Here is a 24,582-nt window from a genome sequence, read left to right as displayed (position 1 = left end):
GACATACAAAAAGCCGCAGCACCAGCTAAAATAATAATAAAATGTAAAAGTAAAGACAAAAGCCAATGCTGCTAATGGTTGCGATTTCAAGAAACAGAAAGCAACTTCTGTGCGGAGGATAGAGCGGTGGCTGTTAACGATAAAAACATTCACCGGCGAAAAAACATTCACCACACATTACCACAAATAAAAGACAGCATAATATATAAAATCTACTCTGTTGCGAAATACCGGGCAGAAAAAAAGAGTGGCCGGAGGCCAAAAAATTACTTTTTCCCGTAATAACGGGTTGCAAGACCTGCAACTGCCACTGCAACAGCAAAGAGAAGTGCTGGAGACAGTTCAGATTTTACAGGAATTATCACCGAAAATCCACCCGAATTCATTGCCATAGCAGAATATCCTGACAGAATGGGAAAACTTCCGGAAAAACCATATAAGGAGAAGTACTGCGAGAAGATTATTCCTGCGGTTATGACTGCAACAAAGAAGACCAGTACCACAAAAACTGCCTTCAGAGAGCCGGAATTTATAAGAATTACAGATATATTCCTCTTCTCCGGCATATTGGCAAATACCGATCCCACAATGAGAATTATTCCGAATACTATTATAATCCCCGTAAGCGCCATAGTCAGAGAGGTTATCAGCGGAGATATAATCGCTTCTCCAAATGAGTAAACTGTAAGTCCAAACGGAGATGCAGCGATATAAAGGGCACCATCCCCAAATGTCAGCTGCCACCACTTACCGGTAAAAGGCAGAATTATCATCAGAATTCCGGCAATGATACCCGGATAGTTAAATCCGCAATCTTCATCATCATTCTGTGCAGACTTCGTCCCCTGAGTTACAGAATTTGTGAATTTATCCGGCATTTACTTACCCTCCGATACAACTTTTATTCCTGACATATCAATTGCCATATCTGAAAGCGGACTGTCACCATAGGCAACTTTTTCACCAGAGGTAAGGGAACTTAACTGGCTCTCACTTACCGGGGCAGAGAGGACGACCTCACCTGTGCCGGACGCGGGAATTACCACACTGCGGGTAAGTTTCAGTTCTGCCGGATCACCCCCGATTATTATGCTGTAGCCAAGTTTTGTTATTGTTATATCTTCAGAGTAAGGATTTTTCATAATCCCGGTGAGAGTAAGACTCCCGCCGTCATCAGACAGAGTATAGTTCTGCGGAGTAAAGTAGCCACCAGTCATATCCTGCCCCTTCATCTCAAATGACTCTATAACGGCAGTCGGATCTGTGCCGTAAAGCGCCTTTTCAAAGTCCCAGCCGGTTGTGTAGAGCGGAATAATTACAGCAATAATAATTATCACAACCGGAAATGCGGCAAGAATGATCTTCAGATTTTTCTCATTCATTATAACCTGAAATACTGTTTTGCCTGTATTAAATTATATCTGCATAATTCAGATATTTCTGCCACATAAAGATGAATCAGAATAACCATTCGAACAGGTTGTTTTCCTGAGGAGAGATCTTCATCCTGAAAAAAGAATGGCCAATCAATAAACCCACATATGGTTTATGAGCACTTTTGCCCGCAATTAAAAAGAGGGTTTGCGATAGTTTCCGGAGATCAGTACTTTAAAGATTCCGCAAATTTCATCACATAAGACCCCGGAGTTTTCTGCCTAAACTCAAATAGTTAAGTACTTCTCAATATTATATTGTGTCAAAACCTCTGCTGCGTGCCGTGGAATGTTTGCACAATCTGAATCAGACAAATGTTCAATATGATCTTGTTTTTTTGATGTACCAATTGCCAATCAATAGATATATATTGCCTCCAAAACATCATCCTTGTGGCAATATTTGGTCAAAAAAACAGCAAAATCCAGTCAGATACAGGACTGAAGCTTGGAAAACTTGAATTGATCTGTGATATTATTGAGGATCATATCTCCTTTCCAGATGGCAGATATTATGATTCAAAAACAATTGTAAGAGGAACAATAGCAGCGGCATGTTCTAAAAATTCGATTTCAGGACTTGTAAAAATGACAGATGGTTTGCCATCCCATACAACCTGTCTGAAATATTTACATAATATTGACATGGAGAAATTAGAATCAGATTCCTCTAAAATACTTTTATTGGCAGGGGAAGGCATAATTATAGAAGGCAGGGCTTACAATTTTGCTATTGATAAAACCCTCAAGCCATATTATGGGGTTAAAGACGAAGAAGAAGATCCTAATATTATACGCAACAAGAAGAAAGCATCGACAACCAAGTTCTTTGCTTACATGACTTTATCGATTGTGGACCAGGATAAGCACCTCACCTTTCTTGTTATTCCCTGGAAAGATAATGATAATAATTTAGATGGAATAAAAACATGTGTTGAGTTAATTCGGAGTTTAGGTCTGAAAATAAAATGTTTAATGTTAGACAGGGAGTTCTACACAGGTAAAATCTTTAGCTACCTAAAAGAATCAGATGTCCCACACCTCATGCCGGTGAAGCAACATGGTGAGGAACTCAAAAAGAATCTAAAAGGTAAAAAATCAAAATCCTTTAAACACACCCTAAATTCAAAATCAAAGTTCCCATTGGAGATAGAAATAGTTGACTGTATTGTCTATCAAATGGGAAAGAAAGGCAAAAATGGTGTACTTCATCGAGCATTTGTAGTTTATAAGGTATGTAAATCTCCAAAATCGATTAGAAGATTGTATAAACACAGATTTGCCATTGAGTCCACATATGTCCTTGCTAATAAAAGTGGTGCAAGGACATCCACTAAGGATCCGGTAGTTAGGTTTTATTATTTTTTAATCTCTTTTATAATACAGAACCATTGGGTTTCAATCAAATGGAAGAGATTTGCAAAACTTCAGAGGGGACCAAAGGTAATTTATAGAGATCGATTTCCCTTGCACCATTTTATCACTATCTTAATTAAAGAGGCTTGGGAGCATTTCCATTTATTGAGCCTTAATGAAATTGCCATAAGCTGATATTCAGACATCTTCATGAATTGAGTATGCAGATGGCCAGGTTTAGCGGTAGCTATTTTAAATTTTACAATATCTTTACTGGAAACGGTATAATTTCGATTCAAACTCATTTATTCAGACATTTATTCATGAAATATGAAGCAGTGTGTTGTGGTTCAAGTGGGATAAAATGGTGTTAACCAAAATCGGTTTACAAAATACATTTTTATCCCTCAAATTTGAAATGCAGGACATTTGGATATAATATTCAATTTAGGGGTATACAGTAAGACATTTTTAAAACAATATTCATCAATTTTAAATATTAATCGAGCACTTAATTTAAAGTACTGGAGATGAAAAATTTCAACAATTCATTGAAATAACGGGATATAATCTTTATATCAGCAGATAACCCGAACGGATGCCCGATTTTGATTCATTCCATCACAGGGATATTGCCTGTGAAATCATATATCTTAGGCTCAAGCGTCTGGAGATCCACAACGACCGCCCTTGCAGGAGTTGGCTGGATATTCATCTGCTTCTGAAACGAAGTCTGTGACTGCCATGTGCCCGTATTTATACATAATACTCCGCGATAGTTTACAGCACCGCAGATATGCACATGTCCGGTATGCAGAATCTCAGGTATGGGATCAATAACCAGTTCATCCTCTTTTGCTGCAAGAATCGGTGTTCTCATACCATAAGTGCATGCAAGATGACGGCGCTTAAGCATCTCTACCATCATATCCGCCGGTTTTGTGTATGATGCACCAGGAATCATGGAGATTAAGTCATCATAACTTCTGCCGTGGTACATAAGTACACCCACACCCTGAAGTCTGACAAAGGCCGGATTTTTAACGAGTATGACATTCTCGGAGAAGTGCCTTGAAAACCGCTCAGGAAGACCGGGCTGAGGTTCTGAACCCCTGATTGCATCGTGGTTTCCAGGGGAGAGAATTATCTGAATATCCTTCGGAAGTTTCTTGAGCATCTTTCCGAATGCCTCATACTGCCCGTCAATACTTTTGATGGTGAGTTCCTTCTCCTGTCCGGGATAAATTCCTATACCATCAACAACATCACCTGCAATCAGAAGATAACGGGCATCAAACTCATAGAGCCAGTCTGAAAACCGTTCCCATTCCTCTTCAAGAAATGTATCACTTCCTACGTGGACATCAGATATCAAAACAGCCTTTCCGGGAGTTTCACTCTTAAAAGGTGCGTTGTTAAGCGGAATATCAGGTCTGTGCATTGTATCAGCAAAGAAGAGATTGCCGTCACTTGAAAGCTTTCCCTTAACCAGTATAACCTCATCAGGAATGAGCTTCTCAGCCTCTTCAAAGACATCTCTCTTATTATTGAAGAGGACATTGATTTTGTCAGTCGGATCTTCAATGACTGCCATTCTGTGACCCTTGGCAGTATTCCTCAGTTCCACCACCATCCCGATGACAGCGACCTCCTGCTGCTGATATCTGGAAGTCTGAGTAAGGGCAGATATTGGCATAGGATCACCCCTTCCACGGAGGAATCTGGATAGTTTATCATACCGGTTTCTGAAATAATATGTAAAATCGGTATAGTCAACTCCCCCCTTCTCCTCAACACCCATACCCCTGACAACATCAACATCACCCGGAGTTGTAAAGCGTGTACCATCCCTCTCTGCCTTTACCGGAGGCAGATTATCTGTGCTTCCGGAGTCCTTAAGACGGGGCCTTGGAGGTTCAAATCCATCCTGACTATATCCGGGGATATGGCAGGGAAGTGCAACAGGTGCCTTCTCAGGTACATTTGATATTATCTTATCAATTAATGTGACATCACCCGACTGCTGGAGATACACAACCACCTCAGGATGTACCTGAAGCCCTGCCTCCAGGAATCTCGTAATAATTGCTGTGGTGATGCTGTTCATATCTTTATAATAGTCTGATTTTATCTGAGATACCATTGCCGGAGCAGTCTTTGCAGCAATAATAAAAGCACAATAGTGGATTATCCATTAGAACAGATATAACCACAAAGTGCAAAAAATATTAAACTTTAAAAACTCTTATTATTCTTCAATAAGAGTTGCCTTGATTATTTTAGCCTCTTTCTTTGGCTTGTCGCCTCTGTCAGTCGGAAGTTTGGCAATTTTATTTACTACATCCATACCCTCTGAGACCTCTCCGAATACCGGATGTTTGGAAGGTGTTGAAGTGTTATCCCAGTCAAGGAAGTTATTGTTTACAAGATTGATGAAGAACTGGCTTCCACCAGTATTAGGCCGCCCTGTGTTTGCCATTGAAAGGGTACCTTTTACATTGGAGTGCCCTTTTACAAACTCATCTTTGATTTCGTAACCCGGACCTCCGGTTCCTGTGCCCCTCGGACATCCTGCCTGAATCATGAATCCGCTTATGACCCTGTGAAATATAATTCCGTCATAAAATCCTTCAGACACAAGCTTCTCAAAATTTCCGGCTGTAATTGGCATGTCATCATAGAGTGTTATGATGATGTCGCCGAGGTTTGTCTCAAATTTTACTTTCTTTGACATAAATATTAACTCCTGCCTTAATATTTGAACTTACAAAACAAAAATTGATCAGTTCAGGAAACAAAATCTCTTCAGTGTTAATAAAGGACATTAAGGATCAGAAATACTTCCGTTCCGCAGACGGATGTATATTGTGCGAGCTTTTACACCGGAAAAATGAGGACTTTGATCTGAAAGCAGGATACAGTATCGCACATGCAGTTGTGCCTGCATATGAAAAAACAGTTCCGCACAGGCTTAAGGAGTCAAGCGAGGTCTATTACATTCTTTCAGGGAAGGGAATTATGCATATTGACGGGGAGGAGGCTGAGGTATATCCCGGACAGGCAGTCTATATCCCGCCGGGAGCTGTTCAGTATATTGAAAATTCCGGAGATTCTGATCTGATTTTCCTTGCAATTGCCGATCCGGAATGGAGTGAGGCCGATGAAGAGATCTCTGAAAATGCATAGCAAATGTCTTTTTATTAAATAGATCAAAGATATTGTTGATATAAATGGGGAAGAAATCAGGCAGGAAAAAGAAAGGTGAAGAAGTAAAGAATGATAATACTGTATTTATAGAAGAGAAATACAGTATAAATAGCTATAGAGACCTAAACGCAAAAAATATTATAAATGGAATCAGATATAATCGCTTCGTTCAGATACTAACTGGACTTATCATTATCGGAATTATACTTAGGTTATATAATCTAAGCTTTAATTCATTATGGCTGGATGAAGCAACAACACTTAATTATGCCAGAAGAAGTCTCTTTGAAATTTTTGAGTCATCAATTATCTCTGAATTCCACCCCCCTCTCTTTTATTGGATAGAACATCTTATGTTGAATTTTGGTGAAACTGAATTTATCCTCAGATTCTGGCCAGCAGTTTTTGGTATTTTGGCAATACCAATATTTTACCTTATTGGATGTGAGATCAAAAACAGAGAAGTAGGAATAATTAGCGCCCTGCTTATAACAATATCTCCATTTGCCATATTTTATTCGCAGGATGCACGCTCATATACAATGACTCTCTTCTTTTTTTCATTATCACTATTGTGCTATTTATATGCACTTAAAGAAAAAAATGTTAAATGGTGGATAATTTTTGGTCTTACATCTGCATTGGCTCTCTGGTCACATTACTATGTAATTATAGGCACCGGAATTTTGATGATTCACGCTATTATTACAAATTATAAAGAATTTAGAAATAATAAATCTTCATGTAAGATTTTTCTTATAGGCTTGCTATCATTTTTAATAATATCTCTTCCATTGATATTTGTTCTTTATCAGAGATATCTTGCACTATCCGAAAAAGCACCCACAAGTGGAATATTAGGCATTTCATTAATCAGTGCGTCATTCGAATACTTCTCAGGTTATAACTGGTATATTGCAGTAATGTTTATTCTTCTTTTTTTGATAGGGACGTTATATTTAATGAGAGAAAATTTAAGTTACTCCATTCTTATCTTAGGACTGATAATTGTCCCTCTGATATTTAGTGTGATAATATCTGCAAAAATTCCGACGAATCCCAGATATCTTATATACCTGCTTCCTGTTTTTTATATTGGAATAGGATTAAGTTATGTACCCTTAAAAAATATTATTAAAAACAATAAATTTATTTATGTATTTATGGCCTTTTTGATTTTGATAAACATACCATTTATGGCTACATACTATACAGGATATTCAAAAAATGACTGGAAAGGTTTTTCAGAAAACCTTAATGGTATAACTGAAAATGGAGATATTATTGTTGTAATACCAGGATATATGGTGCAGCCATTAAACTATTACTATTCAAACAGCTCGGACCGAACTATTGAACTATTAGCATCATCACATGAAACACTTATGGATATTAATAAAAAATATCCGGAGAAAACAAAGTATTACATAATGACCGGAGATATTATGGCTGCGGACCCTAGTGGAGGTACGTTAAAGTGGTTACAAGATAATGGAAATGTTTTAGGGCAACATATGGGTATTTACCTACTTAAATCCAACCCATAATATATTAACAACCCACACCACTACGAATATCTGAAACTTATATCATGGATTTCCACCCACTCATAACTTAATGGGTGGAATTCAGGTAAATGCAGCTCCTAGCTAAATCCTGTGGTTAGTTACCAGAGGTTCCAACAAATAACTTGTTTTTTTGCATGATTATAATAGATTATTTTAGCCAAATGCTGAATTCATAGAGTTTTTTCTATATTCCGGAGCAATTAAACAGCGAGTCCATTTGTGGCTGAATTAGTAATTCGACGGATCAAATTTCACCCACACCAAACATAAAAGGGCTTTTATTTGTTTTACCATGAACTTCTCGTCGAATAAGGGCACAGGAGCAACTTCATGTTAATATAAACAAATGAATTAAAGGTGGAAACTTTGAAGAAATCCCGCTTGATATATCCAATTGTTTCCAATTTATTATTAGTAATCAATATCAGCAGGATATCTCAACCAGACAACCACACCAATAATTCCAAGCATCCAGAAGCATATGAAAAGATATAATATAGAAAATGCAACTGCTGCCTCTGCCGGAATATTATACAATCCAAAGAAGAATATTAAGGCCAGATCTCTTGTTCCGATTCCTGAAACACTAAGCGGCAGAAGTTCAATTACTGCTATAATCGGTATAACAACTACAAAAAAGATAAAAGGGAGTTCCACACCTATTGATAAAGCCAGAAAATATGAGTAAAAAAACGGCAAAATCCACGAAACAAGCCCTGAACCTATTGCTTTTGACATTTTACCAGGGGAGGAGATGAGCCGGTTAATACCATTAAAATAATGACTAAATTGCTCAAGAGCACAATTCTTCCATTTTTCCGGAATTAATAAGTTATATACAGGAATTAATAGTAATCTTAAAGACTTCCTACTTGAGATCATCAGGACAAAGAGTATTATTATAAGTAAAACAGATGCAACTACCTCAATAGGAATAATTTGTATTCCATAAAACTGAGAAAATGAAATTAAGGCTGTAATTCCAATAATAAAAAGCATCAGAATGTCAATTATTCTATCCATAACAAGTGCTGAAAGAGCATCTCCATACTCGACTCCTTCTTGTTTAACATAAAATATTCTTAATATATCACCCATTTTAGCAGGAGTAACTGTAGAGAAGGCAAATCCCGTCAGATAAGAGACAGAAGCAGAAAAAAATGAAAATTGAGGAGCGATTATATTTGTTATCCACTTCCATTTTAATATCTTAAAAAAAAGACAGACAAAATATATAATTAATGCAATTGTCAGGAAATAAGTATCAATATTAGATAATATCTTTAAAAGGTATGGTACATTCACATTCAGCAGTATATACAAAAATAAGATTATGCCGATAATTGTGAGCAGATATTTTATTTTTTTCATCTGTCTTCCTTTTTATATTAAATAACAGGCTTTAGTTTTTCCTTGCTATTACACCAACAGCATAACCATAGTACTCTTTTTTAGGAAGGAAATCCTCTATTCGACCTAATTTTTTTCTGAAATTCTCAGGAAGAATCTCACTCTTATTGGTAGCAAGCGGGAAAAGTGCCTGAAGACCAAATATTCTTTCAATTTCAAGATCATCACATGAATCTTTTATAAGGCTGGTCAGCCTTTTGACAGAATAATCTTCTTCATACCCGAATTCAAATTTTTGGACCCTGTAAGCAAGAGATTTCCATGCTCTGTACCAGATACAATATGAATTCGGAACAATAATCATGACATAACCCCCTTTCTTTGTAATCCTCCCCATTTCACGAACAGCGGCAGAATTCTGAGGATCCGGGAAATGTTCAATAACACCTGAATTATAAACAAGATCAAAAGAACAGTCCTTAAAAGGGATATAAAACATATCTCCAAGTATTTGACTGTTACATCTCCCTTTTGACTGCTTTAAGGCGTTTTTAGAGATATCAATGCCAGTAGTTACATTATTATCAGAAAATACTTCAAGAGTCTGTCCGGTACCGCACCCTACCTCAATTATATTCAGTTTTTCCGGAAGTGAAGACTCAAATTCTTTTATGAAATCAATATATTTCAGACTATAATCGCTTCTGATATGTTCACGATTCCAGACATTTTCCCATACTTCTTCAGACATATTTAACTCCTGATCAGAATATTAATTTAATTACTGAACTGATATAAACAAGAAACTGATTTAAATTAAATTTCGAAGATCCGAACCTTCTGTTTACTAGGACAAAAGGAACTTCAGAAATTCTAAATTTATTTCTCTCAGCTTTTATTGTCAGTTCAAGCTGTACTGCAAAAGTATCTATTTCAAGATCTATCTTCTCAAATATCTCCTTTCTGCAAAGTCTGAATCCACTTGTTGCATCCTTTGTTCTTATCCTGAAAACAGTCCTGAAAAATATCTGTGCAGTGCGACTTAACAATACTCTCTGTAATGGTACATTTTTCATTCCCCCATCACCTACATATCGGCTTGCAATCACCATATCGCACAGGGCAAGTTCATCTTTCATACCACCAATCATTTCAAGGGGATGAGTCAGATCACAGTCAATCTGTCCAATTATATTATAACCATCTCTTATTGCATACTCTCTTCCGGTTTTAAGCGCATGGGCAAAACCCCGGTTTACCTCATGGTTGCAGAATCTGAACCATTCATATTCTGAAGAGTAATTTTTAATCAGATCAAGACTGTCATCTTTGCTTCCGTCATTTACAAAAACAAAATCAATCCCAATAAGAACTCCTTCTCTCTTTAATTCGAAAATTTTTTTGGTTATTCTTGGAATATTTTCACTTTCATTATAGCAGGGCACAACAATAGCCACATCTTTATCTAAAGCTGGGCCTGTTTTAATACTGAAGCCAGACATGGAATAAGTAATATATTATTTTGGAAACTATATATCCTATTTGGAAGCAACCGAATACAATCATAAATATTTCAGCATTACATGGTTAAAAGAGAAAAAAATCAAATAATAAACTGATTGACCATCTTTATTAAAGAGTATATTACATATGTCATCGGATAAGATAAACCTTAACTGATGACATATGAATCCTATTCAAAAAGAATTCTCACAAATATAATGAAAGAAAAGAGATGTCACAGGATTAATGAACCATGGTTTGAAATTTGGGACACGATTCTATCAGGATATATTTCAGACCATTTGATGAGAATTACACACACTTCATTTCTCTAAATCTAAATTATAACACCGCTTTCGCCCATATCAAAAGGCAAATGATCAAATTGAACCTTAAATCCTCATATCTGGAATTAATTTATACATTAAGGCCATATTTATCAGATTATAGATGGAATTATTATTCATGATTGAGTAAAATGATATTCCGGTTTTACTTCTCACCTCTGGAAATCCGAGATGTTTTTTGGGTAAAATGTGTGGCAAATCGGGATTTTTGTACCAATCCAGGATTTTGGATCTCAGATCCGCGAAAGGGCAGTTATAAGCTACAATATGAACTATTTCGGGGGGCAGCAATAGCTTTGCATATCTCTCTACTATATCAAATCGATCACATTACTTCTATTTTCATTCTTTTTGAAGGTTCTCTACTGAAATGAGCCTGAACTACAAGACTTAAAAGTTGATTTGATCTTTAGTCTGTAATAAATTACTGAGCTTATGGCAAATAGTAACTAAGTTTAGGGGATAAACAGGAGAATTTTAGAATTAAATTTTACTTAACTGATGAAATATGAAGGAAACTTAAGAGAGTGGGGAGAACTGATATTGACTTTGGGGAAGAAATTAAAGTCTGCCATATGAATATGACAGATGACATTCGTAAGGAACCAGATGATCTCAATATGAAATCTTTACTTACAAATAGAAGGGTCAAAAATGAGTAGTTTACATTTTTTTAGTTATTTGATTTATTAAATCTTAAAACAAACATCATATTTAGTAATAAAAACCCAAATTATCTGTTATGGAAATCACAATAAAACCATACGAAGATGCAATAAAATTCCACGGTCACAACTGCCCCGGCCTTGCAATAGGCTACCGCGCCTCAGAGATCGCAATGAAAGAACTCCTTTCTGACAGAGCAGAAGACGAAGAACTCGTCTGCATTGCAGAAAATGACGCATGCAGCGTTGACGGAGTGCAGTTCGTCACCGGATGCACAATGGGAAAGGGAAATCTCATATTCAGGGATTACGGCAAACAGGTCTATACATTTATCTTAAGAGACAGCAGCGATGCAGTAAGAATCGTCCTGAAAGATACGTCATCAATGGATAAGATCGATCCCGAAGCGATGAAAGCACGGGCAAATGTCTTTGCCGGAAATGCAACTCCCGCCGAAACCGCAGCATTTGACAGAGCAAGACTGAAACTGATTGACATCTACCTCACATCACCCGCAGAGGAAATATTTGAAATTAAACATATTAAACCGGAAATCCCGGAGAGGGCAAGAATATTCAGCTCAGTTAAATGCAGTTCATGCGGTGAGACAGTATCCGAATCAAGGGCCAGAGTTCAGGATGGAAAAATAGTATGTATCCCCTGCTATGACGAATACCTCGGAATAAACAGATAACTACAGTGAAAATCAGGATCCGCAGTAAGAATTAATAATATAAGCAGCCGGAAATACGAACTTCCGGATTTGAAATTCCTTAATCAGAGAGATAAAATATGGATAAATATGAAGTTTACCCCATAGGGATTGTAAAATCGCCGTACAAAAACCCCGGAGATGCGCCAAGGCAGGGCGCATTAAAACCGGACGAAGAGATGGAGATTGAGATTTATGAAAAATTCCGGGAAGGTCTTGGAACATTTGAAGGCACCACACACCTTATAGTCCTCCTCTGGTTTGATAAGGCTGACAGAGAGATCATGTCAGGCACACCTCCGGGAGCAAAAAAATCAAAACCTGTATTCACCATAAGGTCACCCCACAGGCCAAACCCAGTTGGTTTTGATATAGCGCGGATAATATCAGTAAAAGACGGTATAATCAAAGTTTCAGGACTTGACGCTCTCAATAACACTCCGGTAATAGACATAAAGCCCTACGTCCCCTCCATAGACTGTATCAGGGAAGCAAAAGGACTGAATATAAAATAATATCATATGAATCAGATTAAGGAATCTGAATCATATGAAAATAAATACGATATTAAAATAGACTTATTTTTCAGAAAAAAAGGAGATCCTCTTCAGAATCTTCCTCTTCCCCTGCCTCTTCCTCCACGTCCGCCGCAAAATCCCATTCCGCAACCACGTGGAACACCACCGCGGCCAACACCGTAAACAACGCCTCCTGCCGGAGCAGCATTGCCAGGAGTTCCGATAACACCAATATTATCTGTTTTTCCTTCTGTGTCAGCCTGAGCGGACGCTCCCTGAATATTTTCAGACCGGCACTGTCCCATTCCTCTTCCTGTCATTGGCCCTCTTCCCTGGGGCCCCATTCTGTCAAATCCTGGCATTTTTCTTTCACCTCGTTTGTATATATTACTCATATGCGCAAAAATACATTAAGGTTTTGTTCCAGGCACAAAATTTAGGTTTACAATAAAAAACCAAAATTCCCGTAAAACAACAAATGCAGCACGATTATTAAGTAATCTGTATTAATTATAATCAAATTAATAAATATTAAAAATTTATCCTAACAATTCATACATTTTTAGAAATTCTTATTAACTACATCGATTAAGATCTATTACTATTAAGGTACGTGTTATTTATGAAAAAATTATTAAAACCGGCTACAGCACTGGCAGTTCTTGCATGCCTTCTGCTTACATTTACCTGTGGATGCACCGGCAATGCTTCAGAAAACACACAAAATACAGTTGGAACAGCAGAAAGTGATACCATTACCATTACAGATTCACTCGGAAGAGAAGTAAGCGTTCCAAAAAATCCTGACAGGATAGTATGCTCAGGACCAGGATGCCTGAGATACCTTACATACCTTCAGGCACAGGATAAAATTGTCGGTGTGGATGACATTGAAATAAAGGAGACAATGTTTGATGCAAGGCCGTACTCACTTGCAAACCCTCAGTTTAAAGAATATCCTCTAATCGGAGAATTCAGGGGCAATGACGACCCTGAAAAGATTGTTGCAGCAGACCCCCAGGTCATCTTTAAAACATTTGTGACCTCTGCAAGCGATGCAGATGAGCTGTCATCAAAGACAGGAATACCTGTTGTTGCCCTCAACTACGGAACACTTGGAGTTTACAGGGACGATATGGACAAAACCCTGAGGATTATGGGTGAAGTTACAGGACAGAGAGAGAGAGCGGAAGATCTAATAACATTCTTTGATGAGACAACTGATGATCTCAATAAAAGAACTGAAAATATTCCGGATGAAGACAAAAAAACAGCCTATGTTGGCGGCATAGCATATCGCGGACCTCATGGCTTCCAGTCGACAGAACCTGCATACCCACCATTCCTATTCATAAATGCACTCAACGTTGCAGGAGAGATGGGAACAGAGCATGCAGATGTTGCTAAGGAGAAGATCGTTGAATGGGACCCTGAAATTATCTTTGTTGACCTCTCAACCCTCCAGACCGATCCAAATGCAATAACTGAGTTGAAAGACGACCCTTCCTACCAGCAGTTAAGTGCGGTTAAATCCGGAGAAGTGTACGGCGTGTTACCATACAACTGGTACTCCATAAACCATGGAAGTGAGATTGCAGATGCCTACTACACAGGAAAAATTCTCTACCCTGAGACATTCAGCGACATAGATCCTGAGGCAAAGGCAGATGAGATCTATACCTATCTCATAGGAGAACCGGTCTTTGATGAGATGGATGGTGAATTTGACAATAAAGTCTTTAAAAAACTGGATATAGAGTAATTTCCGGATATAAATCTATTTTTACAGTACTGGACAGATTATGCATCTTAACGGCGGAAAAATTCCGGAAGAATACAAAAGATACACAGGCAGAAAAATAACCTATATTATTGCAGGAATAGTTCTGCTCTTTATTCTTCTCATATATTCAATATCGGTCGGTGCAGTCGGAATACCTCCGCTTGATGTACTTGAAACTCTTCTTGGAATAACATCATCATCAAAGTGGCAGACAATAATATGGAATATAAGACTGCCTCAGGCTCTTACCGGAATTGTTGCCGGTGCAGGGCTTGCGGTTGCAGGCGTTGCAATGCAGTCAATTCTGAGAAACCCTCTCGGCTCACCCTTCACCCTCGGAATATCACACGCAGCAGCATTCGGGGCCGCATTCTCTGTAATAATCCTCGGTACCGGAACCATGCAGAGTTCCGGAGTGAATGCTGTAGTCCTGAACAATCCGTACATCACCACCATAATCGCATTTATCTTTTCAATGGTCGCAACCGGAATCATACTCCTGATATCTAAAGTCCGTGGTGCTTCACCCGAAGTCATGGTCCTTGCAGGTGTTGCAATAGGATCGCTCTTCACTGCCGGAACAATGTTTCTTCAGTACTTTGCAGACGATGTACAGCTTGCAGCAGTTGTATTCTGGACATTTGGTGATGTCGGCAGGGCTGACTGGGGTGAACTTGCATTTATGGGTATTTTAACAATAGCCTGCTCGGCTTACTTCATCATGAATATGTGGAATTATAATGCAATTGATGCCGGAGATGAGACTGCAAAGGGTCTTGGAGTAAATGTTGAGAGGATAAGGCTTCTTGGCATGGTAATATCATCCCTCCTCTCAGCAGTAATTGTATCATTCCTCGGAGTTATCGGATTTGTCGGACTTGTCTGCCCGCATATCACACGAAGGATTATCGGAGACGATCATAGATTCCTGATTCCGGGAACTCTCGTCTGCGGGGCTATACTCCTGCTGGCATCCGACACAGCAGCAAGGCTCATTCTTGCACCGCATATACTTCCGGTTGCGATTCTCACAGCATTCATGGGAGCACCGGTATTTATCTATCTTCTTATAAGGGGGCATACGAATTGATTCTTGACATTAACGGAGTGGAATTTAACTACAAAAGCAGGGAAGTCTTAAACGACATCTCATTTTCCGTAAGGCCCAATGAAATCCTCACAATTCTCGGACCAAACGGTGTTGGCAAAACAACCCTTCTGAAGTGTATAAACAGAATACACAATCCAAAATCAGGCTCCATCATGGTTGAAAATCAGGACATCATGAAAATTAGCCTGCCGGAAGTTGCAAAAAAAGTAGGATACGTTCCCCAGCACTGCGAAAAAGGACGGCTCACTGCATATGATGCCATTCTTCTCGGAAGAAGGCCTCACATTGTCTGGAGCACCTCTGAAAAAGATATAAGAATTGTCGATGCCGTGATAAAAAGACTGAAGATGGAGGACCTTGCAATGCGTTACATCGACCAGATGAGCGGCGGAGAACTTCAGAAGATATCAATTGCCCGCTCCATAGTACAGGAGCCAAAACTTCTGCTTCTCGATGAACCGACAAGCAGCCTTGATCTCAGAAACCAGCAGGAGATCCTTAAAATAATATGTGAGGTTGTAAAAGGGCATAACGTCTCAGCAGTCATGACCCTGCATGATATAAACACCGCCCTGAGGTTTTCAGACCGCTTTCTCATGCTGAAAGACAACAGGGTCTTTGCCGCCGGAGGGTCTGAGATAATAAACCCTGAGAACATCAGGGCAGTATATGGAGTCAGTGTGGCAGTTGAAAGTGTTACAGGTGGATCTGTAGTAGTACCGATAGCTGACTGAAAAACTGCCACAATTAACTTATTTTTAAAAGTGTAACTTCAGCCATATCAGCCTTAAGAAATCCTGTTAAATATGAACAGTTATAAAAACTGTACAGGACTCCGGAATTAATTTTCTGTCTTTAATGGTGATATAATTTGGATAATTTTGGACTTGATAAAAATCTTCCATGCAGTATTGAAAAAACTCTGTGTGATTGCGGCGGTATAAAAGGAATAATAGAGACAATACCTGACAAAGATAAGATTTCAGAGATGAGCGGGCTTTTTTCAGCAGGATCAGATCCAATAAGAATGACAATTCTGGAAATGCTGAAGGTCCATAAACTGTGTGTCTGTATCATTAAACAGGTACTTGAAATTCCGGATTCAAAACTATCATACCACCTTAAAATACTGCAAAACTCCGGGCTTATCACAGGTGAGGCCCACGGAACCTGGATTATTTACAGGCTGACAGATAAAGGTGAAATATTTATGGATAGCCTGTCCGGCTTTAAAAAAATCAAAGACGTGGATAAAAATATATAAGTGAACTACCTCTGGGCTAAAGACCCAGAGGCTTCCTGCTTCATACCCCAAACCATTGTTCGTAAGTCCACAGGCCCTTCCCCTCGTTCCAAGGGTGCAAAGATATTATATTCCAATTAGATTCTGTCTATCTAAAGCAAATTTCCTGATATTTATTGCGGCATTAATATCCCGGTCATGATGTATCCCACAATCCGGACAAATCCAGTCTCTATCAGATAAAGTCAAATCACGGTTGTAATATCCACATTCACTACAGATTTTTGTAGATGGTTCAAATTGTCCTATCTGTAAGATAGTTTTACCTTGTTTTTGTGCCTTATATTCCAATTGAGTAACAAATGAACTCCATGATGCATCAGCAATATGTTGTGCCAATTTATGATTTTTTAGCATCCCTTTAACATTCAAAGTTTCCAGTGCAATTGCTTGGTTCTCGCATACTAATCTAAAAGAGAGTTTGTGCTGGAAATCGCTTCTTTGATTGTGAATTTTTTCATGAATTTTTGCTACTGCATTTTTTGCTTTATTTCTGTTGTTAGAACCTTTTTGTTTTCTACTCAATCGTTTTTGTAACACTTTCAGTCGGAGAAGTGACTGCTTCAAATATCGGGGATTCTCAATCTTTTCACCATTGGAGAGTGTTGCAAAATCTTTGATACCTACATCAATACCCACAGTTGTATCTGCATCAAAATGTTGTACAGGAGGTTGTTCCTGTCCATCATCTACCAAAATACTAATGAAAAATTTGCCCGTTGATGTGACTGACACAGTTGCTGTTTTTTCAGCTCCTTCATATTTCCTGTGTAATTTTGTTTTAACCCATCCAATTTTAGGTAATTTAATTTTATGGGTATCAAAATTCACAATGTAGTGTTGTGGAACTGAAAATGACTGCACTGGATTTTTTCGGGATTTGAATTTTGGAAATCCTTTCTTTTCCCGGAAGAAACGAGTAAATGCATTCTCAGGATTTAACAATGCACTCTGTATTGATTGCGAATTAACATCTTTCATCCAATCATGCTCTGATTTCAAATCAGGCAGCATTTTTTGTAATTCAAATCTCGATATTGATTTTCCATCTGTTTCATAAGTTCGGATCTTATTTTCCAGACCCCAATTGTAGATAAACCTACAGGCACCGAAATGCTGAAAGAACATTTTCTCCTGTTCTTTGTTAGGATAGATTCGGTATTTGTAGGCTCTCAACATATATATTTGGTTTGATTTCAACCCCCCATATATTTTTTGGTAAAACTACAATTACGAAATATATATATGAGAACAAAGATGATGTCGCTTACATCCCCTTGGCTAAAGACCAAGGGGATTTACGCTAAATTTTTTAAAATTTCATCCATCACAATAACCATGTAAACACTCCTGACAATCAGATACCCGGACAAATAACTTTTGCATTACAAAATTTTACTTTCCCGTCCGGAAAAACCGTCAGCTGAGAGGAAGATTTTTAAATTAATGAATGAACTATAGACAATAATATAAGCCTGCCCCTATCTCAGGAAAAAATGAGAGATGTAATAAAATATGATAGATAAAAATAATACTGATTTTTCTGTAAAATACTATCCTAAAATACTGAATAGTATTGTACTCTCCCTGATTGCAACCGATAAAAAAGGCAGCATTATCTGGACAAATAAAGAGGCTTTAAAAAATTTTGGGGATGAAAATAATGACATATGTGGAGAAAATATTACAGAACTTTTCAGCAGAATTAAAACCGAAAATGAAGAAAAAATAAAAATTGAGGATTTTATTCCGGAAAAAACCGGAAATACTGAATATATCAGACTAAAAGACAGAATCTATGAAATCCATAATACAACAGTCGGCCCGGAAAGCGAAATTTTGCTATACACAATAGCCGATATTACATCCCTTTACAATTCAGGAGTAGGCATCTCAAGAATGAAGAGGATATTTAATGATATTTTTGAGAGCGTGAGATTTCCGGTTGCGATAATTGATAAAAATAAAGAAGAACCGGGATTTAAGATAATAAAAACAAATGGTGTATTCAAAGAGACTTTTATGCATCAAAAATCCGGCATTGCCAAATATAACGAAGAAGATATATGCAAAAGCATACCTGAAATCTGTAGTCTCTGCCCTGAAAGATTAAGAGTTGTCAGCAGATGGAAAACAAGTTCTGAGACTGACATTTACATAGAATCCATCAACAGATATTTTTACCTCATTATGCTTCCTTCATTTTACATGGACCAGATTCTTCTGCTCCTGATTGATATTACAGATTCAAAAAATATGCTCTCACTGATGCAGAACTCCCTGAAAGAGAAAAATCTTATGCTTTCAGAGATGCATCACAGAGTAAAGAACAATCTCCAGATTATTAAAAGCCTCCTTAGAATGCAGATTTCAGAAGAGGATACGAGTAAATCGGCATCTGCACTGAAAGAGGCAGAGAGCAGAATCTTTTCAATGGCTATGGTGCATGAGAGCGTATATGAATCTGACAATTACTCCCGCATTGAAGCAGGATCACATTTTGAAAAATTATTCCGGCAGACAATTCAGAATTATGCTCCGGAAAAAGAGATTGAAAATCAGATTAACGCTGAAAAATGTACATTTACGGTTGATATAGCAGTGCCGCTTAGTATTGCCATAAATGAACTGCTGATCTATTCTGTAAAGAAATCATTTAAGGATTCAGAAAAAGGCAGGATAATGATATCAGTTAAATGCAACCGGAATTTTGCCGAAATAACATACAGCGACAGTGGCAGCCGACCGGAAGAGGCCGAAATTCAGGAGATCCTCTCCGGAGAGTCTGAGAGATCTCTTGGAATTGAACTTGTGAAAAATATAATTATTGGACAGTTTGAAGGCCAGTTCAGTATTGAACCAATTCAGGGAGATGAAAAAAATTATATGATTAAGATGAAATTTCCTGTAGGTTAATACCATTCAGTGACTTGGACGATACAAAGGAATAACCACTACCAGCAACAGTTCCGTTTTCATCCCGTGAAACACCTACCAGTAATTTAGACGATGAGCAGGGATAACCACCAGGTTAAACCATATGATTCATAGTATTTAGATCTTTTATATAGTCCTGAACTAATCTTATATTATAGCACAGGTGAAGATACCAGTGCAGAAATCAGGAAAAAACCATTACACCTCCATAACATACAAAAAAGTCACAAATGACTTTTTAAAAACCTGATTTAATTTTTCAAACCATTTAAAGCGACTTTCATGAAATATATTTTGTTCTCTGCGTATTACGCCTGAACTGAACACCTGTTCCATTTCATCCATTATCTGTATGCAGGCAGAAATGTAAGGCACATGAATACCTTGTTCCCTTAAAATTCAATAAACCAAAACATCCCCGGAGGCATTAAAGATGAACTGCCAACTTAGGTTAACCTGCACTAATTTCCTGACAGTTCAGATGCTACAGCTTCCAGCACTCTGTTAAGTTCATTTTCACGGATTGGTTTGATAATATAACCCAGAGGATATGTTTTTTCTGCCCTTTCCTTCATACCTGCGTCAGAATATGCTGTAATGTAGATAACCCTGATGTTCATTTCCTTGTACAGCCTGTCAGCAATTGAAATTCCGTCCATCTCACCCTTGAGATTGATATCCATCAGAATCAGGTCCGGCTTTTTTTCGATAATTGTACGGAAGGCCTTCTCCGCACGGTCAACGACTCCGACAACTTTATGGCCAAGCTTCTGCACCCTCTGCTCAATATCCATTGATATTATCGCATCATCCTCAACAATCAAAATAGAGAATTCTTTCATAATTGCCCCTCAGTTATTCTCCTCTGAAAAATTAATTATTATTTTGGTGCCGTTTCCGCTGATGATGTCCATTGACCCGGAAAGCTGCCTCTCTGCAATATTTTTAACCAGTGAAAGACCGAGAGTTGTGATATTCATCCTGTCAAAATCCACCGGAAAACCTGCTCCATCATCTTCAAAGGTCATAGTATAAACTGATGGTGTCACCTTCTTAAGCGTAAGTATTATTCTGCCACCCCTCTTATCCGGAAAGGCATGCTTAAAGGAGTTTGTCAGGAGTTCATTGACCATCATTCCGAATGGTATAGAGAGATCCATACCAAGATCCATATCTGCATTGATCTCAACATTAATTCCTGAGCAGTCAGTACTAAGGCCGGAAGAGATATCCTCTGCAAGACTTTTTACATACTCAGCCACATTGATATGCTGCTGATCTGATGAATAATGAAGATTTTCATGGACAAGCGCCAGTGCAGAGAGCCTTCTCTGAGCTTCTGAGAGTGCTTCTTTTGACTGCTCACCCTCAATGCCCTGAGACTGCATGTTAAGAAGGCTGGAGATTACCTGAAGGTTATTCCTGACCCTCAGATGTATCTCATCAATGAGCATCTCCTTTTCACGCAGAGCCTTTCTGATCTCGGTTACATCCTCAAGAATGATAGTAACTCCCGGATTACCCTCATCAAAGACTGTTGGTATTAATTTTACAAGGTAGAAAAAATCTCCGGATTCATCCTCCCACTCTATCTCCTTTGCTTCACCCTCGCCCCTCAGAAGATCATTTGTTGTTTTAAGGACTGTTGGATTTGTTATAACAGGAAGGGATGAATCAGGAATTCTCATCCCAATCAGTTCATTCCTGTTATATCCGGTGAATGAGATGAAGTTATCATTGGCCTGGACAACCTTCTGTTTCTCATCCAGAACCACAATTGCATCGGAGGAATAATCAAGCATCGCAGAGATCGGAACTCTGTGAGATAAAAAATAGACCTTTGCAACACCAATACTTCTCATATCGACCTTTCCGGATATCAGCAGCATATTAAGATATTTGGAAACCGAATTCCGGTTCATATTAAGCAGTCTTGAAATATCTGTTATTGAAAGCCCTCTTGGCTCATCCTTTAAGAGTTCCATAACCCTTGAAAGTTCCCGCTTACTCTCTTCAATTTGTCTTGACATAATTACACCAGATTATGATATTATAATCCTCCAATATACTTAATTGTTCTTCTTTCTGATATGCGTTAATGCACCAAAAATATTATATTGCATAACTTTTCACAGTTATTTCAGGCAAATATTATTGCGTCAAAGATCAAACTTAAACAGACAGATGATTCAGACCTTGCTTGCATCAATCTCATTTGCAGGTTTTCTTCTATTTCTCTTCCCTGGGAAGTACAAAAAAATATTTGCTTCTGTAGGGTGGATATTCCTTGTTGCATCAGTATTTGCTAATTTTCCGGAGTATTTTTCAGAAAACAATATCGCATATCCTATAGTAGCATTTCTCGCACTTCCTGTACTTTTTATTACAGTAAAAAGATGCCTCGCAGAGGATGAAAATATAATAATGCTTACAAGGGGTGCATCAATAGCTTACCTGATCTTTGCCCCTTTTGCCTATATACCCCTTCTTGGAGATGCACTAATACTTCTCAATGTAGAGATGACCGGATTTCTCTTCACAGCCCTTGGATTCGCTTACAGTCTTCCGGAATGGAATATGTTTATGCATGACATCTTCAGGGTGGAGATTGTACTCGGATGCACAGGCATTCAGGCGATAGCGATAATGACAGGCGCGGTTTTTACGGCCAGATCCAATACAAAACAGAAAATAATCTCGGTTGTAACTGTTGTTGCCTTTATCATGATGATGAATCTTATAAGAAATGTCTTTGTAATAATTTCATATACTGAACAGTGGTTTCCTTTCCTTCCGGAGATCGCATCAAACGGTCAGTTTGGCTATGAGAGTTACTTCTGGGCGCACAATATCATATCTGAGTTCGGACTTTCCCTTCTTACTCTTATCGCAGTCGGATATGCAATAATTATAATAAATCCCAAAATTGCGGTTTTCATAAAAAATATTGCAGATATATACTACAGAGGCCTTAAAGATCTATCATCAGAGATCAGAAGATGATTTAGCCGTTAAAAGAGAATCAGACATATCATCTGAATAAAATATTCAGCACAATATCTCCTGACAGTACAATTACAGCTGAAAATATAAGGGCCGAGATCAGTGTTGCATACCTGACAGCTGTTACAATATCTTTTCCGGATTCAGAAAGAGTGTTGACAGGGTCCCCAATGGTATAGCAGCCGGGTTTTTCAAACCGGATTCCTGTGCCGCCTGCAATAAGTGCCATAGGGATGCCACCGTTTATCCCCGGCCTCTTTTTTGCATCACGCCTCATGCAGAGCCACGCTTCCTTTAAGCTTCCATTAAAAAAGAAGTAAATTATAAGTGATAATCCTGCAATCCTTGCCGGTATAAAATTAAGCAGGTCATCCATCCTTGCCGGAAACCAGCCAAGATACCTCCTCTCATCCTTATAGCCAAGCATTGCATCCATGGTATTGTACGCCCTGAAGAATGCTGCGCCTCCAAGTCCGGCAACTGTGTAATAAAAGAGAGGCGAGACTACAGAATCAACCAGATTTTCAGCCATTGATTCATATGCAGCTGAGAGCAGTTCCTCTTCAGAGAGCGAAGCGGTATTTCTCGATACAAGCATACCTGCCTCACTGCGTCCGTCCCCCATTAGCACTGCCTCAGTGACAGATTCAACATGCTCTTCAAGGCAGCGCAGGGCCAGGCAGATCTTTAACAGCGCAGCACCTGCAATGACAGCAATTATTCCGTATGTAAAGAGATCAAAGAGAAAAAACGGCAGTGCAAATAAGAGCGCAGTTACCAGAGAGAAGATAAGACCAGATAATCTCTGTAAACATGCCGGATATATCTCAGGTCTTCCCCATAAACTGATAAATCTGCCAAGCCAGGCAACCGGGTGGTACCTGTTTGGAGGGTCACCTGCAACTCTGTCAAATAAGAGTGACAGCCAGATAATCAGGGCCGGTATTGCCATCCGATGTATGCCGCGGCAGTTATGAGAATTATCGGTATAATGCCGGGGACAACTCCCGGAGCATAAAGTCCGAAGATATATAAGACCCACCCTGCACCAATAAGAGCTGTAAATCCGGCTTTCATATAAAGAGCAGTATGATCCTCAGGTTCAGGAATCTCTTCTATCTCCTCCGGAATTTCAATCGCCCTGTCCGTCACATTAATGGCAATGCCATAACGTACAGTACCGTAACCTGTAATAATCTCAATTCTAAAGGTGCCTTTTGGCGCATCAGACATTACAGGAATTTTAAGTATGACTTTATTTTCCAGAAATAAATTTTCATGCAAAAACGGGGTAAATTTTCTGCCGTTTACAGCAGATACTGTAAGATGAAGAGGTGTTCCGTTATTGACCAGATTTAAGACAATATTTTCACCGTTCTCTAGATCTACTTCTTCAGGTGCTTCTATTGAATTAATTCCGGACTTGTTTATAATTACCTCGAATTCAACCATAATTACTGCCTTTATTTACTATTTTGATCCGTATATCAGCATCTGAAATATCTCTGCCTCTGCATTTAACAACAGTAGCCCGTATGTTTAGTATTGCACACCCTTCAGCCGGAAACTATTCCATCCCTGTCCCTTGGAAGAAGGTCCGGTATTCCTTCACTGATTGGATAATCAACACCACAGCTCCCGCACCTGAGAGTACCTTCAATTACATCTTCCTCACCACTCTCAAGAATTACCTTCTTATCAGTCTTAAGAGTAAGATCTCCCTTGCATACAGGGCAGCAGAGTATCTCATAGGTTGACATCTTCATTTTAATTCCTCAAAAAAAT

General features: G+C 38.5%; 25 protein-coding genes. 11 read left to right on the top strand and 14 right to left on the bottom strand.

Annotated elements, in window-relative coordinates; genetic code table 11:
* Positions 1-266: 266 nt before the first annotated feature.
* Positions 267-878 carry a hypothetical protein gene (locus L6E24_RS08100; protein ID WP_257741486.1) on the bottom strand — a complete coding sequence of 204 codons (612 nt, stop codon included), beginning with the start codon at positions 876-878 and terminating at the stop codon, positions 267-269.
* Entirely contained in the window at positions 879-1,382 is a 504-nt protein-coding gene (locus L6E24_RS08095; RefSeq protein WP_257741485.1) for an LEA/WHy family protein, read from the bottom strand.
* Positions 1,383-1,826: 444 nt separating this feature from the next.
* Here L6E24_RS08095 and L6E24_RS08090 point away from each other — a divergent pair, with 444 nt between their 5' ends.
* Positions 1,827-2,984: a transposase gene (locus L6E24_RS08090; RefSeq protein ID WP_257741484.1), complete on the top strand. Its 1,158-nt coding sequence runs from the start codon at positions 1,827-1,829 to the stop codon at positions 2,982-2,984.
* Positions 2,985-3,402: 418 nt separating this feature from the next.
* On the opposite strand, the gene L6E24_RS08085 is transcribed toward L6E24_RS08090, so the two are convergent.
* The gene (locus L6E24_RS08085) at positions 3,403-4,932 is read right to left on the bottom strand and encodes a DNA-directed DNA polymerase II small subunit (RefSeq protein ID WP_373020855.1); all 1,530 of its coding nucleotides are present in this window, start codon (positions 4,930-4,932) and stop codon (positions 3,403-3,405) included.
* 105 nt (positions 4,933-5,037) lie between these two features.
* A complete protein-coding gene (locus L6E24_RS08080; protein WP_257741483.1) occupies positions 5,038-5,523 on the bottom strand; it encodes a peptidylprolyl isomerase in 486 nt (161 codons plus the stop codon).
* A gap of 74 nt (positions 5,524-5,597) precedes the next feature.
* On the opposite strand from L6E24_RS08080, the gene L6E24_RS08075 reads away from it, so the two are divergent.
* Complete coding sequence (locus L6E24_RS08075) at positions 5,598-5,975, top strand: cupin domain-containing protein (protein WP_257741482.1); 378 nt, start codon at positions 5,598-5,600, stop codon at positions 5,973-5,975.
* A gap of 44 nt (positions 5,976-6,019) precedes the next feature.
* Entirely contained in the window at positions 6,020-7,543 is a 1,524-nt protein-coding gene (locus L6E24_RS08070; RefSeq protein ID WP_257741481.1) for a glycosyltransferase family 39 protein, read from the top strand.
* Between the two features lie 432 nt (positions 7,544-7,975).
* On the opposite strand, the gene L6E24_RS08065 is transcribed toward L6E24_RS08070, so the two are convergent.
* From L6E24_RS08065 to L6E24_RS08055, 3 genes are read right to left on the bottom strand one after another with little or no spacing between them, the layout of a single operon-like run.
* Positions 7,976-8,935: a lysylphosphatidylglycerol synthase transmembrane domain-containing protein gene (locus L6E24_RS08065; protein ID WP_257741480.1), complete on the bottom strand. Its 960-nt coding sequence runs from the start codon at positions 8,933-8,935 to the stop codon at positions 7,976-7,978.
* Positions 8,936-8,966: 31 nt separating this feature from the next.
* The gene (locus L6E24_RS08060; protein ID WP_257741479.1) at positions 8,967-9,665 is read right to left on the bottom strand and encodes a class I SAM-dependent methyltransferase; all 699 of its coding nucleotides are present in this window, start codon (positions 9,663-9,665) and stop codon (positions 8,967-8,969) included.
* Between the two features lie 13 nt (positions 9,666-9,678).
* Entirely contained in the window at positions 9,679-10,371 is a 693-nt protein-coding gene (locus L6E24_RS08055) for a glycosyltransferase (protein WP_257741478.1), read from the bottom strand.
* A gap of 1,135 nt (positions 10,372-11,506) precedes the next feature.
* On the opposite strand from L6E24_RS08055, the gene L6E24_RS08050 reads away from it, so the two are divergent.
* The gene (locus tag L6E24_RS08050; protein ID WP_257741477.1) at positions 11,507-12,124 is read left to right on the top strand and encodes an FmdE family protein; all 618 of its coding nucleotides are present in this window, start codon (positions 11,507-11,509) and stop codon (positions 12,122-12,124) included.
* Positions 12,125-12,222: 98 nt separating this feature from the next.
* Complete coding sequence (tsaA, locus tag L6E24_RS08045) at positions 12,223-12,657, top strand: tRNA (N6-threonylcarbamoyladenosine(37)-N6)-methyltransferase TrmO (RefSeq protein ID WP_257741476.1); 435 nt, start codon at positions 12,223-12,225, stop codon at positions 12,655-12,657.
* 92 nt (positions 12,658-12,749) lie between these two features.
* Here the strand turns inward: tsaA and L6E24_RS08040 are convergent, their stop codons facing one another.
* A complete protein-coding gene (locus tag L6E24_RS08040) occupies positions 12,750-12,980 on the bottom strand; it encodes a hypothetical protein (RefSeq protein WP_257741475.1) in 231 nt (76 codons plus the stop codon).
* Between the two features lie 302 nt (positions 12,981-13,282).
* Here L6E24_RS08040 and L6E24_RS08035 point away from each other — a divergent pair, with 302 nt between their 5' ends.
* The 4 genes from L6E24_RS08035 (at position 13,283) to L6E24_RS08020 (ending at position 16,818) form a co-directional block, all read left to right on the top strand.
* A complete protein-coding gene (locus tag L6E24_RS08035; protein WP_257741474.1) occupies positions 13,283-14,422 on the top strand; it encodes an iron ABC transporter substrate-binding protein in 1,140 nt (379 codons plus the stop codon).
* A gap of 40 nt (positions 14,423-14,462) precedes the next feature.
* Entirely contained in the window at positions 14,463-15,533 is a 1,071-nt protein-coding gene (locus L6E24_RS08030) for a FecCD family ABC transporter permease (RefSeq protein WP_257741473.1), read from the top strand.
* Positions 15,530-16,288, top strand: a complete 759-nt coding sequence (locus L6E24_RS08025; RefSeq protein ID WP_257741472.1) for an ABC transporter ATP-binding protein — start codon at positions 15,530-15,532, stop codon at positions 16,286-16,288. Before L6E24_RS08030 ends, L6E24_RS08025 begins: the two co-directional genes overlap by 4 nt.
* 137 nt (positions 16,289-16,425) lie before the next feature.
* Entirely contained in the window at positions 16,426-16,818 is a 393-nt protein-coding gene (locus L6E24_RS08020) for an ArsR/SmtB family transcription factor (protein WP_257741471.1), read from the top strand.
* Between the two features lie 105 nt (positions 16,819-16,923).
* Here L6E24_RS08020 and L6E24_RS08015 read toward each other — a convergent pair whose 3' ends face one another.
* Positions 16,924-17,985, bottom strand: coding sequence for an RNA-guided endonuclease TnpB family protein (locus L6E24_RS08015; protein ID WP_257741470.1), 1,062 nt, complete (start codon positions 17,983-17,985; stop codon positions 16,924-16,926).
* 387 nt (positions 17,986-18,372) lie between these two features.
* On the opposite strand from L6E24_RS08015, the gene L6E24_RS08010 reads away from it, so the two are divergent.
* Positions 18,373-19,773: a sensor histidine kinase gene (locus L6E24_RS08010; protein WP_257741469.1), complete on the top strand. Its 1,401-nt coding sequence runs from the start codon at positions 18,373-18,375 to the stop codon at positions 19,771-19,773.
* A gap of 482 nt (positions 19,774-20,255) precedes the next feature.
* On the opposite strand, the gene L6E24_RS08005 is transcribed toward L6E24_RS08010, so the two are convergent.
* Together L6E24_RS08005 and L6E24_RS08000 are read right to left on the bottom strand one after the other, a co-directional pair.
* A complete protein-coding gene (locus L6E24_RS08005) occupies positions 20,256-20,636 on the bottom strand; it encodes a response regulator (protein ID WP_257741468.1) in 381 nt (126 codons plus the stop codon).
* A gap of 9 nt (positions 20,637-20,645) precedes the next feature.
* The gene (locus L6E24_RS08000; RefSeq protein ID WP_257741467.1) at positions 20,646-21,824 is read right to left on the bottom strand and encodes a histidine kinase dimerization/phosphoacceptor domain -containing protein; all 1,179 of its coding nucleotides are present in this window, start codon (positions 21,822-21,824) and stop codon (positions 20,646-20,648) included.
* A gap of 124 nt (positions 21,825-21,948) precedes the next feature.
* On the opposite strand from L6E24_RS08000, the gene artA reads away from it, so the two are divergent.
* On the top strand, positions 21,949-22,797 hold the full coding sequence (artA, locus tag L6E24_RS07995) for an archaeosortase A (RefSeq protein WP_257741466.1): 849 nt from the start codon (positions 21,949-21,951) through the stop codon (positions 22,795-22,797).
* A 28-nt stretch (positions 22,798-22,825) separates the two neighbouring features.
* Here artA and cbiB read toward each other — a convergent pair whose 3' ends face one another.
* From cbiB to L6E24_RS07980, 3 genes are all read right to left on the bottom strand, one after another.
* Positions 22,826-23,749, bottom strand: a complete 924-nt coding sequence (gene cbiB, locus L6E24_RS07990; protein WP_257741465.1) for an adenosylcobinamide-phosphate synthase CbiB — start codon at positions 23,747-23,749, stop codon at positions 22,826-22,828.
* Positions 23,731-24,249, bottom strand: coding sequence for a DUF7524 family protein (locus L6E24_RS07985; protein WP_257741464.1), 519 nt, complete (start codon positions 24,247-24,249; stop codon positions 23,731-23,733). Before L6E24_RS07985 ends, cbiB begins: the two co-directional genes overlap by 19 nt.
* Before the next feature lie 104 nt (positions 24,250-24,353).
* On the bottom strand, positions 24,354-24,563 hold the full coding sequence (locus L6E24_RS07980) for a methytransferase partner Trm112 (RefSeq protein ID WP_257741463.1): 210 nt from the start codon (positions 24,561-24,563) through the stop codon (positions 24,354-24,356).
* Positions 24,564-24,582: the final 19 nt, after the last annotated feature.

This window comes from Methanoplanus endosymbiosus (assembly GCF_024662215.1).
GTDB classification, from domain to species: domain Archaea; phylum Halobacteriota; class Methanomicrobia; order Methanomicrobiales; family Methanomicrobiaceae; genus Methanoplanus; species Methanoplanus endosymbiosus.
This window is presented reverse-complemented; position numbering and strand designations above follow the sequence as displayed.

Bases quoted from the DNA above. Each gene is read 5' to 3' on its own strand.
- L6E24_RS08085 (WP_373020855.1), bottom strand. From the start codon at position 4,932: ATGGTATCTCAGATAAAATCAGACTATTATAAAGATATGAACAGCATC.
- cbiB (WP_257741465.1), bottom strand. From the start codon at position 23,749: ATGGCAATACCGGCCCTGATTATCTGGCTGTCACTCTTATTTGACAGA.
- L6E24_RS08005 (WP_257741468.1), bottom strand. From the start codon at position 20,636: ATGAAAGAATTCTCTATTTTGATTGTTGAGGATGATGCGATAATATCA.
- L6E24_RS08095 (WP_257741485.1), bottom strand. From the start codon at position 1,382: ATGAATGAGAAAAATCTGAAGATCATTCTTGCCGCATTTCCGGTTGTG.
- L6E24_RS08080 (WP_257741483.1), bottom strand. From the start codon at position 5,523: ATGTCAAAGAAAGTAAAATTTGAGACAAACCTCGGCGACATCATCATA.
- L6E24_RS08065 (WP_257741480.1), bottom strand. From the start codon at position 8,935: ATGAAAAAAATAAAATATCTGCTCACAATTATCGGCATAATCTTATTT.
- L6E24_RS08050 (WP_257741477.1), top strand. From the start codon at position 11,507: ATGGAAATCACAATAAAACCATACGAAGATGCAATAAAATTCCACGGT.
- L6E24_RS08015 (WP_257741470.1), bottom strand. From the start codon at position 17,985: ATGTTCTTTCAGCATTTCGGTGCCTGTAGGTTTATCTACAATTGGGGT.
- L6E24_RS08100 (WP_257741486.1), bottom strand. From the start codon at position 878: ATGCCGGATAAATTCACAAATTCTGTAACTCAGGGGACGAAGTCTGCA.
- L6E24_RS08070 (WP_257741481.1), top strand. From the start codon at position 6,020: ATGGGGAAGAAATCAGGCAGGAAAAAGAAAGGTGAAGAAGTAAAGAAT.
- L6E24_RS08000 (WP_257741467.1), bottom strand. From the start codon at position 21,824: ATGTCAAGACAAATTGAAGAGAGTAAGCGGGAACTTTCAAGGGTTATG.
- L6E24_RS08040 (WP_257741475.1), bottom strand. From the start codon at position 12,980: ATGACAGGAAGAGGAATGGGACAGTGCCGGTCTGAAAATATTCAGGGA.
- tsaA (WP_257741476.1), top strand. From the start codon at position 12,223: ATGGATAAATATGAAGTTTACCCCATAGGGATTGTAAAATCGCCGTAC.
- L6E24_RS08010 (WP_257741469.1), top strand. From the start codon at position 18,373: ATGATAGATAAAAATAATACTGATTTTTCTGTAAAATACTATCCTAAA.
- L6E24_RS07980 (WP_257741463.1), bottom strand. From the start codon at position 24,563: ATGAAGATGTCAACCTATGAGATACTCTGCTGCCCTGTATGCAAGGGA.
- L6E24_RS07985 (WP_257741464.1), bottom strand. From the start codon at position 24,249: ATGGTTGAATTCGAGGTAATTATAAACAAGTCCGGAATTAATTCAATA.
- L6E24_RS08030 (WP_257741473.1), top strand. From the start codon at position 14,463: ATGCATCTTAACGGCGGAAAAATTCCGGAAGAATACAAAAGATACACA.
- L6E24_RS08035 (WP_257741474.1), top strand. From the start codon at position 13,283: ATGAAAAAATTATTAAAACCGGCTACAGCACTGGCAGTTCTTGCATGC.
- L6E24_RS08060 (WP_257741479.1), bottom strand. From the start codon at position 9,665: ATGTCTGAAGAAGTATGGGAAAATGTCTGGAATCGTGAACATATCAGA.